The following is a 15,607-nucleotide window of genomic DNA, read 5'->3' on the forward strand; positions in this document are numbered from 1 at the left end:
GCTTCTTCAGTAGGACAGGACGGGAACGGTGTCGGTGGGCCGGCCGGGCTCGCCTTCGGCGTCGGGGCCGATCCGGATGAACTTCAGCAGCAGCCGGATCTCGACGACCGCGAGCACCGCGTAGACCAGGGTGAATCCGACCAGGGTGATGGCGACCTCGGTGACGTCCACGCCGGGTGAGACCGCGGCCGCGGTACGCATGATCCCGAAGACGGTCCACGGCTGGCGGCCCATCTCGGTGAAGATCCATCCCATCGAGTTGGCCAGGAACGGCAGGCCGATGCCCAGGATCGCCAGCCGGTGGAACCACGGGTTGTCCGGCAGCCGGCCGCGCCGGGTGGCCCAGAGGCCGGCGAGCGCGAGCAGCGCGGCCAGCATCCCGAAGCCGATCATGAGACGGAAGGACCAGTAGGCGACGCCCACGACGGGCGTGTAGTCCCCGGGGCCGTAGGTGGCCTCGTAACGGGCCTGGATGTCGTTGACCCCCTCGACGCGGCCGTCCAGCGTGTTGGTGGACAGCAGGCTCAGGCCGTACGGGATCTGCAGGTTGATGTGGTTGCGGCCGTTCTCGACGTCGCCGACGGCGAACAGCGAGAAGCCGGCGGAGGTCTCGTCCTCCCACAGCGCCTCGGCGGCGGCCATCTTCATCGGCTGCTGCTCGGTCATGATCTGGGCCTGCCAGTGGCCCGACAGGGCGACTCCGATGGAGGCGACCAGGGTGACGGTCATCGCCGTGCGCGCGGAGACGCGGAACAGCTCGACGTTCTTCTTGCGCAGCAGGTGCCAGGCGCTCACCCCCGCGACGAACGCCCCGGCGGTGACGAACGCCCCGAAGATCACGTGCGGGAACGTCACCAGGGTCGTGGAGTTGGTGAGCACCGCCCAGATGTCGGTCAGCTCGGCCCGGCCGGTGACGGGGTTGAGCCGGTAGCCGACCGGATGCTGCATCCAGGAGTTGGCCGCCAGGATGAAGTAGGCGGAGAGGTTCGTGCCGATCGCGGCGATCCAGATCGTCGCCAGGTGGAGCCTCGGTGACAGCTTGTCCCAACCGAAGATCCACAGACCCAGGAAGGTGGACTCCAGGAAGAAGGCCATGAGACCTTCCATGGCCAGCGGGGCACCGAAGACGTCGCCGACGAAGCGTGAGTAGTCGCTCCAGTTCATCCCGAACTGGAACTCCTGCACGATGCCGGTGACGACGCCCATCGCGAAGTTGATCAGGAAGAGTTTGCCCCAGAACTTGGTCAGCCGCAGGTAGGCGGGCTTCCCGGTGCGGTGCCAGGCCGTCTGGAATCCGGCAACGATGATCGACAGGCCGATCGTCAGCGGCACGAACAGAAAATGGTAGACGGTCGTTATGCCGAACTGCCAACGAGACAGGTCCAAGACGTCCATCGCGCTCCAAGTCATCAGTGAGTCACTGAAGACTCACCGAAAAGTCAGGGTCCGCCCTAGGGTCGGCGGGCCCTGCTTGCAGGGACCTTGGTCCCGCCGTGCGGGGCGGACACCTGGGCGGATGAGGTCGCCCGGCCGCGACGGAGGGGACTTTCGGCCCTGCCCCCGCGCCGCGCCGGGCCGTAGCGTGCCGGATGAGAAGACATCCACCTTCCCGTTGGGGGAATCCCATGACCGAACGCATCACGGCCCCCGGTGACCTCGGCCGCCGGATCGCCGGACGGCGCGAGAGCCTCGGCCTCGACCGGGAACGGCTGGCGCGGCGGGCCGGGATCGACCCCGGTTACCTCGCCTACCTGGAGGAGACGGCGGCCTCCCCCGGCGCCGACACCGTGGGCCGCCTGGCCTCCGCCCTGGAGACCAGCACCCAGGAGCTGCTCGGCGGGACCGTTGATCTGCCGCCCGGGCGCGGACGCCCCGCCGCCCTTCCCGAGCTGGAGAAACTGGACTCGGATGAGTGCCTGCGGCTGATCTCCCCCGGCGGGGTGGGCCGGGTGGCCTTCAACGACCTCGGTGGTCCGGCGATCCTGCCGGTCAACTACGTCCTGCACGAGGGATCCGTGATCTTCCGGACCGCCTTCGGCGGCCCGCTCGACGCGGACCTGCGCACCGGCGTCAAGGGCGTCGATTTCAAGATCGCCTTCGAGGTCGACCGCATCGACGAAGCCAACCAGGAGGGCTGGAGCGTGCTGGTGCGGGGCGGCCTCCACCACGCCGCCACCGCCGGGGAGCAGGCGGCCGCGGCGGCCTCGGGGGTTCAGCCCTGGGCGGGGGGCGACCGGGAGCTCTACGTCAGGATCGTCCCCGCAGAGATCACCGGCCGCCGCATCCGGCGCGGGCACGGCCTGCCCGACGGCTCGCCTCCGCCCGGCGACGGCTGAGGCCGTCCGCCGCCGGGATGTCCGCCGGGCCGTCCCGGACGGACCCGGGACCGGTAGCCCACGACATCGACGGCAAGGGGATACCGGTGGCCCCGCAGCAGTGCGCCGGCTCGGCGGGGACCTACACGGCCGCGGCGGATCCAGCTCTTCTCCGGCACGACGCGTCAGGGATCGCGATCCGCGCCCTCGGCGATTCGGGCGGTACGGAGAGCGGCCTGTCGTGGCTGTCGCCGTCGCCCGCCCGGCGGTCGTAAAACCGTTTGTGCGTACGGCACGCGGCTCCCTAACCTGAGCCGCATGTTGTTCACGTGCCAGGCGCCGCAGTTCTTCATCCGCTTCCGCCACAGCCCGGCCTTGGGCCGGTAGAGAGAGCCACCGCCTCTCTCTGCGCGAGCCCTGGGCCTCCGAGACCACTTCCTCTCGGACCCGAAAGGGCAACACCTGTGGCGCAGTCATTCGCTCACGGAAACTACTCGCACACCCAGAAGAAAGCCCGCGGCGGCGGCGGCAGAACCGGCCGCGACCAGGCCAGGCGCACCCTGTCGCAGAACTTCATCGTCGACCCCGACGCCGTCGCCCGGATCGTCGAGGCCGCCGGCCCGCACGACCTGGTCCTGGAGCCCGGCGCGGGAGAGGGCGTCCTGACCCGGGCGCTCGCCGGGACCTGCGGCCAGGTCGTCGGCTACGAGGTCGATCCGCTGCTGGCGGGGAGGCTGGCCGCCCGCACCCGGGACGACGCCCGCATCCGCGTCGTCCGGGGAGACTTCCTGGCCGCCCGCGCGCCGCGCGAGCCGTTCGCGGTCGTCGGGAACATCCCCTACTCGATCACCTCGAAGATCGTCGATTGGTGCCTGCGGGCGCCCGATCTCACCTCGGCCACCCTGACCACCCAGCTGGAGTACGCCCGCAAACGCACCGGCGACTTCGGCCGGTGGAGCATGCTGACCGTGCAGACCTGGCCCTGGTACAGCTGGGAGCTGCTGGGCCACCTCAGCCGTGAGGTGTTCCGGCCCATCCCCGCGGTCGACTCGGCCATCCTGCGGATCGAACGCCGCTCCCAGGCGCCTGATCTGCCGGGCTACCACGCCTTCGTCGACTACGGCTTCACCGGCCTGGGCGGCTCCCTGCACGCGACCATGCGGCTGCGCCACCCGGCCGACCGGGTCGACGCGGCCTTCGCCGCCGCGGGCGTCGCCCGGGACACGGTCGTCGCGCACGTCCACCCCGATCTGTGGCCGGTCCTCTTCGACCGGCTCCACCGCACCGGGTGATCACCCGGGCCGGGGACCGCGCCACGCGGTCCCCGGCCCGGCTCTCCGGGTGCCTGTGCGCGGGCTGTGGCACTCGGCAGCGCCTCCTTCACGGGGGTGGACCTGCAACCGGCTGACCTGGACCTGCGCCTTGCTGGTGGTGGGTGTGGCTGTGCGGGGGATCCAATCCCCCGAGGTCATCGGGAAGTGGCCGACGATGATCGCACCCATGTCCTCCATGCGACATAGTCTGGCCTCATCGTGGGTTGTGGCCAAATGCGGCGGATCATAGCGTCGTCGGGTGCCGATGATTGTGTTGTGTCTTGTCCAGTTCATGCTCGTGCTCGATGACACCGTCGTGAACGTTGCTCTGCCCAGCATCCGCGATGAGCTGGGGTTCAGCGCGTCCGGGTTGCCCTGGGTCGTCAACGCCTACTTCCTGGCCTTCGGCGGGCTGCTGCTGTTGTGCGGCCGGATGGCGGATCTGCTGGGCCGCCGCCGCGTCTTCCTCATCGGGGTGGCGCTGTTCGGGGTGGCCAGCCTGGCCTGCGGGCTCGCGCAGGAGCCGTGGCAGCTCGTTATCGGGCGGTTCGTGCAGGGTGCGGGTTCTGCGATGGCCAGCCCGGCCGCGATGTCGATGATCACGTTGCTGTATCCGGGGCCGCAAGAGCGGGCCAAAGCGCTGGGCATCTGGGGCGGCATCGCGGCCCTGGGCGGGACCTCGGGCCTGGTGCTGTCCGGGGCGCTGACCGACCTGGTGTCCTGGCGCGGGATCTTCCTGATCAACCTGCCCATCGTCGCTGTGGCCCTGGCGCTGCTCCCCCGTCTGGTCCCCGAGTCCCGCGCTCCCGGACGGCGCCGTCTCGACGTTCCCGGCGCGGTCCTGGTCACCGGCGCTGCGGTGTCGCTGGTGTACGGGCTGCTGCGGGCCGGCGAGACCGGCTGGAGCGATCCGATCGTCATCGGCGCCGTCGTGCTCTCCGCCGCCTTGGCGGTGGCGTTCCTGGTGGCCGAGTCGCGGGCGGCGGCGGCGCTGGTGCCCCCATCGTTCCTAGCATCGCGGACGCGGGCGGTCGCCAACGTCGCGACCCTGCTGTTTTCGATGGCGATGTACGCGATGTCGTTCCTGCTGATGATCCAGGTACAGACCGCTCTGGGCTACAGCCCGCTCCTGGCCGGCATCGCCTACCTGCCCTACGGCGCCGGCATCCTGGCGGGCATGTGGCTGTCCTCCCGCATCTCGCTCAGGATCGGGACGCGCTGGGCGCTCCTGCTGGCGTTCCTGGTCAACATCGCCGGCCTGCTGCTGCTGTCCGGCCTGGCGGCGGGCGACTCCTACGCCGCCCACGTCCTGCCCGGCATGCTTATCCTGAGCGTGGGCAACGGGCTGAGCCTGCCCGTCATGGCCGTAGCCGCAGTCGACGGCACCACCGAGGAGGACGCCGGTCTCGGATCGGCCCTGTTCACCTCCGTCCAGCAGATCGGCGGCGCCGTCGGGGTAGCCGCGCTGGCCATCATGGGCTACTCAGGCGGGCTCACAGCGGGCGCGGTCTGCGTGGCGCTCGGCGCTGTGCTCATCGTCGTGCTGCTGCCGTCGCGTGCCGGCGGCCCGCGGCGGCCCGCTGGACATGGAGCCGGCGGCCGAAGCACGCCGACAGCCGCTCCCCGGTGAGGATCTGGGCCACCGGTCCCTACGCCAGGACGCGGCCGTCGCGGACCAGCAGCGCGTGGCGACTTCGACGGTTTGAAGTGGGACCAGCGGAAGGCCGGTTCTGGGACCACATGATGATCAAATAGGCATGATCTGAAGCCGGATTTCAGTACCACTTCAAACCGTGGTGTCACCACGGTGATCAGAACGCTGTGGCGGCTCTCCCGCTATGTGCCGGCCGTGCTGGCCACAATCCGCGATAAGGCCAAATCATATCGCCTTGAGGACATACTCTGGAGTGCATGATCGAAGCCGTCGAATCCATGATCGAGGCCGTCGAATCCGCCGTCCCGACCGCGGTAGGCGTGATCGTTGTCGGGCACTTCCCGCTGTCATCGGGACAGTGGATCTCCCCGCACAGCCACACGCACCACCAGCTGGCCTGGACGCGGAGCGGCGTCCTCAGTGTCGCCGTGGACGACGCGTACTGGGTCCTGCCGCCCACCCGGGCCCTGTGGTTGCCGGCGGGAGTCGTCCACCGGACCGGCGCGACCCGCGACGCGCTGCTGTGCAGCCTCTACCTCAATCCAGTGCGGTGCACTCTGAATTGGACGGAGCCCACTGCGGTCGGCGTCAACGGACTGCTGGCCCATCTGATCGCCTATCTCGCCCGTGAAGACCTCGCCGATGACGCGCGATTGCGGGCCGAGGCGGTAGTGCTGGACCTGTTGCACCCTTTGCCGGCCCTGCCCATCGATGTTCCGCGTCCCGTGGACGAACGCGTACGCGCCGTGGCCGACACCCTGCTCGCCGACCCCTCCGACTCCCGGAGCCTTGAAGCCCATGCACGCTCCATCGGAGTGAGCCGACGCACCCTGACGCGGCTGTTCGTCCGTGACACGGGGTTGAGCTTCGACCGCTGGCGCACTCACATGCGACTGCGGGCCGCCTTGCCTCTCCTCGCCGAAGGCCGGCCGGTGTCGCAGGTATCGCACACGGTGGGGTACGCGACCCCGAGCGCTTTCCTCGCGGCGTTCCGCCGGACCGTCGGCACCTCACCCGGGCGCTACCTCAACGGAGAGGCCGTTCTCGACGTTTGATCCAGAACCGGGATGATCTCACGCCCTTCTCTCGCGTGAAGATCCGTACCAGCGCCCTGTTCGCCAACCATGGTGATCAGATCGGCCAGGGAGCGGCCGTAGGGTGCGTGGCGGCCGCTGCTCCGGAGGGGGTTCACCCCGTCGAAGGCCGGGGTACGGCTCTCGTTCTGGGGATGCTGCTCTGTCGCGTGGTGATGGGTCACGCGGTGGCGGGCCGGAGGAGTTCGACGATGCCGTCGGATTCGCGCTGGTCGAAGACCTCCGGCGGCGGGCCTGACGCACTGGCCGCCGCCCATGCACCTGTCCCTGGTCGATGATGCTGTCCATGGTGATTACCAGGTCACCGGGAGGGAGAGCACGCCGTTGACGGGTGCCAGCTCGCGGTAGCGCAGCTCCTCATGTGGCACGGCGAGCCGTAGCGTGGGAAATCGGCGCAGGAGGGCCGGCAGGGCGAGGCGGAGCTCCATGCGTGCCAGTTGCTGGCCGAGGCATTGGTGGATGCCATGTCCGAAGGCGACGTGAGCGCTGGGGCGGCGGGTGACGTCGAAGGTGTCGGGCTCGGCCATCAGTGCCGGGTCTCGGTTGGCCGAGGGCAGGGAGACTGCCACCCGCTCGCCCTCGTGGATCACCTGGCCGGCCAGGGCGAACTCCTCGGTCGCGGTGCGGATGGCGCCGTTGTTGACGATCGACAGGTAGCGCAGCATCTCCTCGATCGCGCCGTTGACCACCTCGGGCTCCTCCTGCACTCGCACGAGCTGGTCGGGGTGACGCAGCAGGAGCAGGGTGCCGAGGCCGAGCATGTTGGCGGTGGTCTCATGCCCGGCGATCAGCAGGAGGTTGCCGATGCCGATCAGGTCGTCATCGCTGAGTTCGTCGCCGTGTTCCCGGACCAGCATGCCGAGGATGTCCGCGCCGGGATTCTCGCGCTGGACGGCCACCAGATCGCCCATGTAAGTGTGCATCTCCATGGCGTTGGCGAACTGCTCCTCCATGGTGAGGCTGAGGTCGAGCATGGTGTTGCTGTGCCGTTGGAAGTCCGCGCGCTCCTCATACGGGACGCCGAGCAGCTCGCAGATCATCAGTGACGGCAGCGGCAGCGCGAACGCGGTCATTAGGTCCACCGGCCCCCCGGCCTGTTCCATCCGGTCCAGGGCTTCGTCCACAAGTTCGACGAAGCGGGGGCGGAGGGCATTGATCCGCCGGACGGTGAACTCGCCGGTCAACAGCCGTCTGACGCGGATGTGGTCGGGCGGGTCCATGGCCACCAGGAAGCCGGCCTGCTCGCCGATCAACTTCCTCAGCTTGGCGTCGGGGCGGCTGCTCAGGTGCGGGCAGGCGAGCGCTTCGCGGGCGGCGCCGTACCCGGTGACCAGCCGGACTTCGATGAGGTCGCCGGTCGGCAGGAGCGACTGGGAGGTCGAGACCGGATCGGTTTCACGCCGCCGGGCCATCTCCGGATCGGGGCTGAATGGGCAGGCCGCGTCCCTGCGGATCGGCAACGGAACGTTTTCGGGCATAACAAAGACGCCTTTCTGTGGAAAGCTGGAGGAATTACGCCTTTTCGAGCCGGCTGGTGAGCGGAAGCAGCACCAGCGGGATCACGACGGCTGCCGTGAGTGCGGCCAGCAACGGCACGCGTTCGCCGGGCGTGAGATGATGCAGCAGCTGGATGTGGATCACTAGGTGCGGCGCGGCGAACACCAGGTACACGGCGAGTGCCGTACGGGCCATGCTCCGCCGTACGATGAAAAAGCTCACGCCCAGCACCACCGACGTGGCCAGGCTCATCGCGCCGTAGTCCATCATCAGATGCGCGTTGTACGGCATGCGCATCCCCACCCAGGGGATGTCGAAGAACGAGCGGGGGAACAACAGCGCCCAGCCCCCCACGGCGAACTGCGCCACGGCGAGGAAGGCCAGACCTGCGCGCAGCCAGGTGCGGGCACTCATGCGGCGAGGAACTGGTCGAAGGTGATCCGTCCGTCGGCGTGCTCAGGGGTCAGATGTCTCCCTTCGCGGTAGCCGCGGATGCCGGCCCCAGGCATCGGCACCGACACCACCGGCCGTCGGCTGGAGCGCGAGCGAGCGTAGGCGCGGGCCAGATCGGCGGCGGGGCGCACCTCGGGCCCGCCCATGTCCGGCACCCGGCCGGCCGGCGGCGCACCGGCTAGTGCAGCCAGGCGGGCAGCCACCTCGCCGGCGTCGACGGGCTGGAAGCTGACCCCGCTGGGCATCACGATCATCGGCAGCCACCGCTGGCTCGTGCACATCCAGACCATGAGCTCGTGGAACTGGGTCGTACGCTGGATCGTCCACGGCAGGCCGGAGCGTTCCACGAGCTGCTCACAGGCCAGCTTCGCTCGATAGTAGGACATGTCCACCCGGTCGACGCCGACGATGGACACGTACATCAGATGCGGGCGGCCGGCTCGCACCGCCGCCTGGATGAGGTTGCGCGTACCAGCGATGTCCGAACGGCCGTTACCGGTCGCGCAGTGGACAATCACACCGACGCCGTCGACCGCCTCCTCCAGGCCCTCACCGGTGAGCAGGTCACCGCGCCACGTCTGCTCATCCGATGGCGGCCTGCGGCTCAGCACTCGGACGGCATGACCGTCCGACAGAAGCTGTGGCAAGAGCGCGCGGCCGAGCCGGCCGGTACCGCCCGTCACCAGGATCAGGTTCGTCACGGGTAGAAATCCTCCGCGGAGAGCGCGATGCCGGTGTTCCGGCCTCGCGCGGCTGTCAGGTCACCGCACACGCCGGGTCCGGCGTGGGCGGTCACCCGTTAAGAACCGGATAGGCCTCTGGAATGTGACAACCGGAGCTTGTCGGGGTTGGCGATGATGCGAATCCCGCTGATCCGGCCCTCCGACGTCTCCGGCACCAGCACGCCGACCAGCTCCTCACCGGCCCGAGCCAGCAGCCCCAGCGCGCCGTTCACCTCCGCAGCCAACAGCCTCACCCCCTCACCGGCGATGCTCAACGAGCCCACCAAGTAGCGCGCCACCTGGGAGGCGCCTGAGATGGGCCGCCGGGCAGCGCCGACCCTGCCGCCACCGTCCACCCACACGGTCACGTCCTCGGCCAGCACCTTCTCCAACCCCGGCAGGTCCCCCTGCTGCGCGGCTGCCAGGAAGCTCTCCACCAGGTCGCGGCGGTAGCCCCGGTCCACCCGGCGATCGGAGCCGCCACGTGCCTCGGCCAGGCGCCGGCGAGCTCGGGTGTGCAACTGCCGGGAGTTCGCCTCGGAGGAGTTGATGACCTCGGCCACCTCCCGATGGCTGTAGTCGAAGGCTTCGCGCAGGACGAACACCGCGCGCTCCACCGGGTTAAGCCTTTCCAGCAGCACCAGGAAGGCCAGCGAGACGAACTCCCGCTGCTCGGCGCTGTCCAGCGGGCCCAAAGCGCCGCCCGCGGTCAACACCGGCTCCGGCAGCCAGGAACCGACATAGCTCACCCGGCGCGCACGAGCGGACGTCAACCGGTTCACGCACAGGTTGGTGGCGACCTTGGCCAGCCACGCCCACGGCGACTCGACAGCGCTCGCCTGATGCCAACGCAGGAAGGCGTCCTGGACGACGTCCTCGGCCTCCTCAGCCGAACCCAGCATCCGATAGGCCAACCCGAACAACTTCGAGCGGTGCCGCTCGAAGTCCTCAACCGCATCAACTGTCACGCCCCCAGACTCTCAGCCCCCTTACGGGCCCGGTCGCCTGGAGGCCATGACCGGTGCCACTCGCCCCTTGCCGCAGCGATCGGGGACACGCGGAGCGAGCCGTGCGGTTCATCGAACTGTGGGATGAACCCGTCCCAGACGCGGGTCAGCGGGGCGAGCAGGGACGTTCGCTCTGCCGCCTATAATGCCGGCCGTACGCTCGAGAATGTCGAGCGTACGGCTGGGGAGATCGTGGCTGCTGGTGGCCAGGCGTTCGGGATGCGGGTGGACGTGGCATCGCCTGAGGACAACGATGCGATGGTGCGCGAGACGGTCGCCCGTTACGGCGCCGTGCACATCGCGCACCTCAACGCCGCGACGGGACACTGGGCCGGTGTGCTGGATCACCCGCTGGAGGAGTGGGACCGCACCATGGCGGTGAACCTGCGTGGTGTGCTGCTCGGTTTGCAGGCGGCGGGCCGGGCGATGCGCGACGCGAGTGGTGGCTCGGTCGTGGTCACCTCCTCGGCTGCCGGGCTCACCGGTGTTCGGATGTCAGCGGCGTACGCGGCGTCGAAGCACGGTGTGCTCGGGCTGGTCAAGTCGGCTGCCCTGGAACTGGGGCCGGTCGGTATCCGGGTCAACGCCATCTGCCCGGGATACATCGCCAGCAACGATCTCACCCGGAAAATGGGCGAAGAGCTTGACGTCGCCAGCCGATTTCCGCTGGGCCGACCTGGGCGCAGCGAGGAGGTCGCCAACCTGGTCGCGTTCCTGGCCGGTGACAGCGCTTCGTTCATCACGGGCAGCGTGTTCACCATCGATGGCGGCTGGCTGGCCGGCGGCATCACGCTCGAGAGCGATGCCGAGCAACCAACGACCAGCGACGACCGAATGGCTGCCATGGCCAACACGCCCTCCCTACGCTCGTAGAACCGGCTAAACACGGCACCGCATCGCCGACGCGCGGCGGTGTCACCCAAGAGGCATGCCCGACCGCCGTCCGGGTCTGCCACCCAGTGTCAGGAGGACATGTGCAACGTGGCGAAGTCTGGTGGGTCGCGTTCGACGAACGCCGGCCGGTCGTCCTGCTGTCAGGAGACGACGCGTCCGGGATCCGGGCGATGCAGGTCGTCGCTCCGGCGGGCGTCGACCTCAGCGGTCTGGGCGTTGAAGTGGCAGTAGGAGCCGGGGAAGGACTGCCCTTCGAAGGCGTGCTGCGGATAGCGTTCCCTCGTCCAGGCATGACTCCTTGCACGTGGCTGACCACGGTGTCCCGGGACGACCTGATTGAGCAGGCGGGCGTCCTGTCCTCCGCGAAACTCAGTGAGATCGAGGATGCCCTCCGTCTCGGGGAGCAGGCGAAGGAGTGGACCCCAGCCACGACCGCGAAACTCAGCGAGATGAGGGACGCCCTCCGTCTCGGTGGACTCAGGTAGGCGGAGAAGTTAACCACGTCCTGGACGCCCCACTCGCGTGGCCGACGAGGCACAGCGCATGCTCGCCCTGGGCGGGGCGCATCGTGTTGATCGGGCAGGACTGGGACACCTTCGTCATCGACGCCGGGCCTACCCGGTCATGCTCATGTACGTGATAATGATCTATTATCACGTACATGAGCGATCATGATGGCGCTGCGACCAGGAGAACCTCTCGCCGGGGCGCTGCGCGACTCCGGCACGTTATCCGGTACATCACGGCGGACGTCGCGCAGCGACCTTCGGCATGAGCGCCACGTCGAAGGTCGCCGCCTTGCGCGGCGGACACGTCACTCTCGCCGCGGCCGCCGACGCCTTCCTGTCCACCCCGCGCACGGCCAACACCCACCGCGCCTACGCCTCCGCCATCGACCGCACCATCGCGCTGCTCGGCCGCGACCGGCCACTCGCCGACGTCGCCGACGCCGAGATCGGCGCCGCGCTCACCGAGCTGTGGTGGGCGAGCGCGCCGGCGACCTGGAACCGCAACCGCGCGGCCGTCGCCTCGTGGCTGTCCTGGTGTCACACCAAGAAGCACTGGGCCGCACCCTCGGTCCCGGCCGACGCCGAACGCCGCAAGGAAACCGCCGACGAGACCCGCGCCGTGGCCAAGACCACGATCCGCCGGCTGCTGTCGCGCCGCGACATCCCGCTCCGGGAGAAGACGCTGTGGCGGATGCTCTACGAGACCGCGGCCCGGGCCGCCGAGATCCTGGCGCTGAACGTCGAGGACCTGGACCTGGAGCACCGGCGTGCCCCCGTCCGTTCCAAGGGTGGCGCCGTCGAGTGGGTGTACTGGGACAGCGAGACCGCCCACCTGCTGCCTCGCCTGCTCTGCCTCCCCGACGGCACGTCTCGCACCCGCGGCCCGCTGTTCCTGTCCGAACGGCGCCCCGTCCCGGCCCGCCGCCCGGCCGCCAGCGACATCTGCCCGCATACCGGCCGCGCCCGGCTCGGCTACGACCGCGCCCGCGTCCTGCTCGACAAGCACGCCGGACTCGATCTGCACCAGCTGCGCCACAGCGCCGCCACCCACCTCGGCGACGCCGAGGTCCCGCTCCAGCTCATCATGGGCAAGACCCGCCACAAGAACCCCCGCACCGCCATGCGCTACGTCAAACCCGGCGCCGAAGCCATCGCCAAGGTCACCGAGCACCTCGCCCCGCCCCGCCGCCAGCACTGATCGCGGCTCACCCGCGCGGCCGCGCGCACCGGGTCGACCAGAAACGTCGGTCCCCACCGCTACCGTGTCCGCATGCCCGCACGGTCCAATGACTTCCAGGCAGTCGTCTACTTCATCAAGAAGAACCTCGCTGCGGACGCCACCGTCACCGAATCAGCGCAACTGCGCGATCGCGTCACCGGCCAACTGCGTGAAGTCGACGTCGTGGTCGCCGGCCACATGGCCGGCCACTCTGTGGTGATCGGCATCGAGTGCCGCGGCCGGTCCAGGAAGGACGCCGTGCCCTGGGTGGAGGAGATGCGCGCCAAGCATGACGACCTGCCCACCGACCGGCTGGTGCTGGTCTCGGCATCGGGATTCAGCAAGGCCGCAGTCGTCAAGGCCAGGCACTACGGCATCGAGACCGTCACCCCGGGCAAGCCGATCGCCGACGACGGCCCCCTGGCCCGGCTCAGGCACCCGCAGGTGGAGTTCCGCGACGTCACCCACGATCGGCTGGTGGCCCTGCACGGCACGGCCGAGCTCGACGGCCAACCGCACACCAGCTAGTGCGGTGACCACGATCGTTCACCGGCTTGGGTGATCATGCGGCTCGGGTGGCGGCAGCATCCCGGTCACGGTGGCCACCGCGACCCGCACCTGCTCGCGCGGGATCCGCGCCTCGATCGCCTCCCACACCTCCGCGACCCGTACGTCCTCCTCCTCGCCCCACGTCCGGGCCTCCAGCAGCACCTGCCCCACCACCGCCAGCATCGCCGAGGCCTTGGCCGGCCTCGGATGCTTCTTGATCGTCTCCTTGTCGGCCGCGGTCCGGGCCTTGCCGACCAGCTCGGTCGCCCACAGCAACTCCAGCAGCTCCAGGGCATCGTCGGTCGCACTCGCCTCCAACTGGGCCACGGTCGCCACCAGCGTCGCCATCCGTCGCTCAGCACCATGCCGCTTCAGCTGGGCCACGTCCGTGCCCATCCCGTACCGCGCCAGCTCGGCCAGCCGCCGCGGCGTCACCGCGATGTCCAGCTCCACCCGCGACAGCCCCGAGCCGATGATCTCGGCGATCCGGCTCAGCGCCTTGACCATCTGCGGGCCCGAAGCCCGCGTCGGCCCGGTCCGCCACTCCTCCAACCGCGAGACTCTGCGGCCCGGCGCCACCACCAGCAGCGCGTCCAGTTCGCGCCGCTGCTGCTCGCTCTGCGCCGCCAACAGCGTGTCCCACAGCCGTCGCGTGGCCGCCTCCCGTTCCCTCGCCACCAGCCGGGCCAACCGCGACACCCCGGGCAGCAGCACCTCCCGCTCGCGCAGCCACCGCACCGCGTCGGCGAAGATGGCCTTCGGCCCGTCCCCAGTGACCCACGCCCGCTTGCCCACATCCACCGCCAGCTCGGCCTTCACCTGGCCGAAGTCCTTCAGATTCAGCGCCTTCTGGATCTTCCCGGCATGCTCGCGGTGGGTGGGCTCGCGCTGGGCGTAGCGCTTCACGCACGAGGGATCAGCCACCCCGATCTGCCCGGCCAGGAAGTCGACGACCTCGGTCGGCACTCCCTCCAGCGGATCGGTCAGGAACCTGCCGATATACCTCGCCGTGGTGAGCTGAATACTGAACCCGAGGCGATTGTGATCACCTCGCAGCTTCGCCCGCGCCATCAACGCGTGGTCGTCGTCGTCCAGGTAGAAGAACAGCTCAAGATCTGCCTGCGACACCGACGCGCGGTAGCGGCCGTAGGCAGCCGCTTCTTGATCGCTGAGAAACTCCACCGGCATGGTCCGCACCGTAGGACCCCACTACCACAATACGACCGCTAAGCAATCAGACCGTTACACAGCGTTCACAGACTCGTTCTGGTCTCCGGGGCCGGCAGGTGTTGGCAAGAACCGCGCCATACGCCCCAAACCAGCGGCCCCTCTTGCAAGCATTCTTGATCTTGTCCGTTATTGAGGACTTCGGGACACGAAGATCGCCATCACCAGGCATCACCCACCAGCCGATCCACCCCGAAACCACGGTCACAAGCGAGCTGCGCCGGAACGGAAACGTACGCTGACGACCCCACACGGCCCGCGTCCGGCGCCCGCCCCGGCCTGCGGAAAGGCGCTTACCGTACGAAACGGTTCCATTGCAGGTCCACCCCCTTCGCGAACATGACCGCGCTCGCGATCGGCGCCCGCACGCTGTACGGCGCGGCGGGGTGGTGCTGTGTGGTCGCGATCCTGGGACTCCTCGACCGCCGACCGCCGACCGCCGCCGCCGACCGCCGCCGCCGACCGGCGCCTCCGGCGCCCGGAGGGCCTGCCGCCTTCCGCATCGACAATTCAGGGAAGGAGGTATTAAAGTACGACTTCATTATGAAGCATGTACATAAATCATCGACCGGCCTTGAACGTGACTCCGACGGCAGCCTCTTCGACCCCCGGGTGAGGTCCGCCATGGCCCGGTTCACCGCCGGAGACGACACCCTCGCCCTCGAGGTCGCGGGCGCCGTCCGCGGCGCCTCCCACGCCATCGAGCGCATGCGTTCCCATGGAGCGCAGGGCCGCGGTCTGAGCGCGGGGGCGCTTGACATCCTGATCCGCCTGAGCGCCGCGACCGAAGACGGGCTCAGCATCGGCGAGCTGGCCCAGTCGGCTGGAGTGAGCTCCCGCAACGTCACCGGCCTGGTCGACACCCTCGAACGCGACGGGCTGGCGCAGCGGGTCCCCGGCCGGCACGACCGGCGCTCCGTCCTGGCCCGGATCACCCCCGCCGGGCAGGCGTGGGTGGAATCCTTCCGCCGGCCCACCCAGGCCGCCATGGCGGCGATCTTCCGGGGTTTCACGCCCGACGAGCTGGCCCAGATGCGGCATCTCTGCCTGCGCCTCGTCGACAACCACCGCCAACTCGACCAGTATCTGAACCAGGCCGGCGGCACGAGCACCGCCCAGCCCTGAGCCGGACACCCGCCGCCAACCGAAAAGAG

The 15,607-nt window shown here is 69.3% G+C and carries 15 protein-coding genes; 9 read left to right on the top strand and 6 right to left on the bottom strand.

Features of this window, described 5'->3' with window-relative positions; translation table 11 throughout:
* Nucleotides 1-6: 6 nt before the first annotated feature.
* On the bottom strand, nt 7-1,395 hold the full coding sequence (locus SROS_RS22065) for a cytochrome ubiquinol oxidase subunit I (RefSeq protein WP_012891154.1): 1,389 nt from the start codon (nt 1,393-1,395) through the stop codon (nt 7-9).
* A 230-nt stretch (nt 1,396-1,625) separates the two neighbouring features.
* On the opposite strand from SROS_RS22065, the gene SROS_RS22070 reads away from it, so the two are divergent.
* The 4 genes from SROS_RS22070 to SROS_RS22095 all read left to right on the top strand — a co-directional run bounded on the left by SROS_RS22070 (nt 1,626) and on the right by SROS_RS22095 (nt 6,337).
* Nucleotides 1,626-2,336, top strand: a complete 711-nt coding sequence (locus tag SROS_RS22070; protein ID WP_012891155.1) for a pyridoxamine 5'-phosphate oxidase family protein — start codon at nt 1,626-1,628, stop codon at nt 2,334-2,336.
* Nucleotides 2,337-2,875: 539 nt separating this feature from the next.
* Nucleotides 2,876-3,607 (top strand): ErmE/ErmH/ErmO/ErmR family 23S rRNA (adenine(2058)-N(6))-methyltransferase, encoded by a 732-nt coding sequence (gene erm / locus SROS_RS22080; RefSeq protein WP_063610326.1) that lies wholly within the window; start codon nt 2,876-2,878, stop codon nt 3,605-3,607.
* A gap of 286 nt (nt 3,608-3,893) precedes the next feature.
* Entirely contained in the window at nt 3,894-5,258 is a 1,365-nt protein-coding gene (locus tag SROS_RS22090; protein ID WP_012891158.1) for a DHA2 family efflux MFS transporter permease subunit, read from the top strand.
* A gap of 281 nt (nt 5,259-5,539) precedes the next feature.
* Nucleotides 5,540-6,337, top strand: coding sequence for an AraC family transcriptional regulator (locus SROS_RS22095; protein WP_012891159.1), 798 nt, complete (start codon nt 5,540-5,542; stop codon nt 6,335-6,337).
* A gap of 332 nt (nt 6,338-6,669) precedes the next feature.
* Here the strand turns inward: SROS_RS22095 and SROS_RS22100 are convergent, their stop codons facing one another.
* The 4 genes from SROS_RS22100 to SROS_RS22115 all read right to left on the bottom strand — a co-directional run bounded on the left by SROS_RS22100 (nt 6,670) and on the right by SROS_RS22115 (nt 10,016).
* Entirely contained in the window at nt 6,670-7,854 is a 1,185-nt protein-coding gene (locus SROS_RS22100) for a cytochrome P450 (RefSeq protein ID WP_012891160.1), read from the bottom strand.
* 34 nt (nt 7,855-7,888) lie between these two features.
* Complete coding sequence (locus SROS_RS22105) at nt 7,889-8,287, bottom strand: hypothetical protein (protein WP_012891161.1); 399 nt, start codon at nt 8,285-8,287, stop codon at nt 7,889-7,891.
* The gene (locus SROS_RS22110; protein ID WP_012891162.1) at nt 8,284-9,027 is read right to left on the bottom strand and encodes an SDR family oxidoreductase; all 744 of its coding nucleotides are present in this window, start codon (nt 9,025-9,027) and stop codon (nt 8,284-8,286) included. Before SROS_RS22110 ends, SROS_RS22105 begins: the two co-directional genes overlap by 4 nt.
* 98 nt (nt 9,028-9,125) lie before the next feature.
* Nucleotides 9,126-10,016: an RNA polymerase sigma-70 factor gene (locus tag SROS_RS22115; RefSeq protein WP_012891163.1), complete on the bottom strand. Its 891-nt coding sequence runs from the start codon at nt 10,014-10,016 to the stop codon at nt 9,126-9,128.
* 123 nt (nt 10,017-10,139) lie between these two features.
* Between SROS_RS22115 and SROS_RS22120 the strand changes: the two genes are divergently transcribed.
* From SROS_RS22120 to SROS_RS22135, 4 genes are all read left to right on the top strand, one after another.
* Nucleotides 10,140-10,928, top strand: a complete 789-nt coding sequence (locus SROS_RS22120; protein WP_012891164.1) for an SDR family NAD(P)-dependent oxidoreductase — start codon at nt 10,140-10,142, stop codon at nt 10,926-10,928.
* A gap of 101 nt (nt 10,929-11,029) precedes the next feature.
* Complete coding sequence (locus SROS_RS22125) at nt 11,030-11,434, top strand: type II toxin-antitoxin system PemK/MazF family toxin (protein ID WP_012891165.1); 405 nt, start codon at nt 11,030-11,032, stop codon at nt 11,432-11,434.
* A 286-nt stretch (nt 11,435-11,720) separates the two neighbouring features.
* Nucleotides 11,721-12,656, top strand: a complete 936-nt coding sequence (locus SROS_RS22130) for a tyrosine-type recombinase/integrase (protein WP_012891166.1) — start codon at nt 11,721-11,723, stop codon at nt 12,654-12,656.
* A gap of 72 nt (nt 12,657-12,728) precedes the next feature.
* Nucleotides 12,729-13,205, top strand: coding sequence for a hypothetical protein (locus tag SROS_RS22135; RefSeq protein ID WP_012891167.1), 477 nt, complete (start codon nt 12,729-12,731; stop codon nt 13,203-13,205).
* 18 nt (nt 13,206-13,223) lie between these two features.
* Here SROS_RS22135 and SROS_RS53920 read toward each other — a convergent pair whose 3' ends face one another.
* The gene (locus SROS_RS53920) at nt 13,224-14,414 is read right to left on the bottom strand and encodes a DUF4158 domain-containing protein (RefSeq protein ID WP_052317007.1); all 1,191 of its coding nucleotides are present in this window, start codon (nt 14,412-14,414) and stop codon (nt 13,224-13,226) included.
* 582 nt (nt 14,415-14,996) lie between these two features.
* Here SROS_RS53920 and SROS_RS22150 point away from each other — a divergent pair.
* A complete protein-coding gene (locus SROS_RS22150; RefSeq protein WP_043652599.1) occupies nt 14,997-15,578 on the top strand; it encodes a MarR family winged helix-turn-helix transcriptional regulator in 582 nt (193 codons plus the stop codon).
* Nucleotides 15,579-15,607: the final 29 nt, after the last annotated feature.

The organism is Streptosporangium roseum DSM 43021, from assembly GCF_000024865.1.
GTDB classification, from domain to species: Bacteria; Actinomycetota; Actinomycetes; order Streptosporangiales; family Streptosporangiaceae; genus Streptosporangium; species Streptosporangium roseum.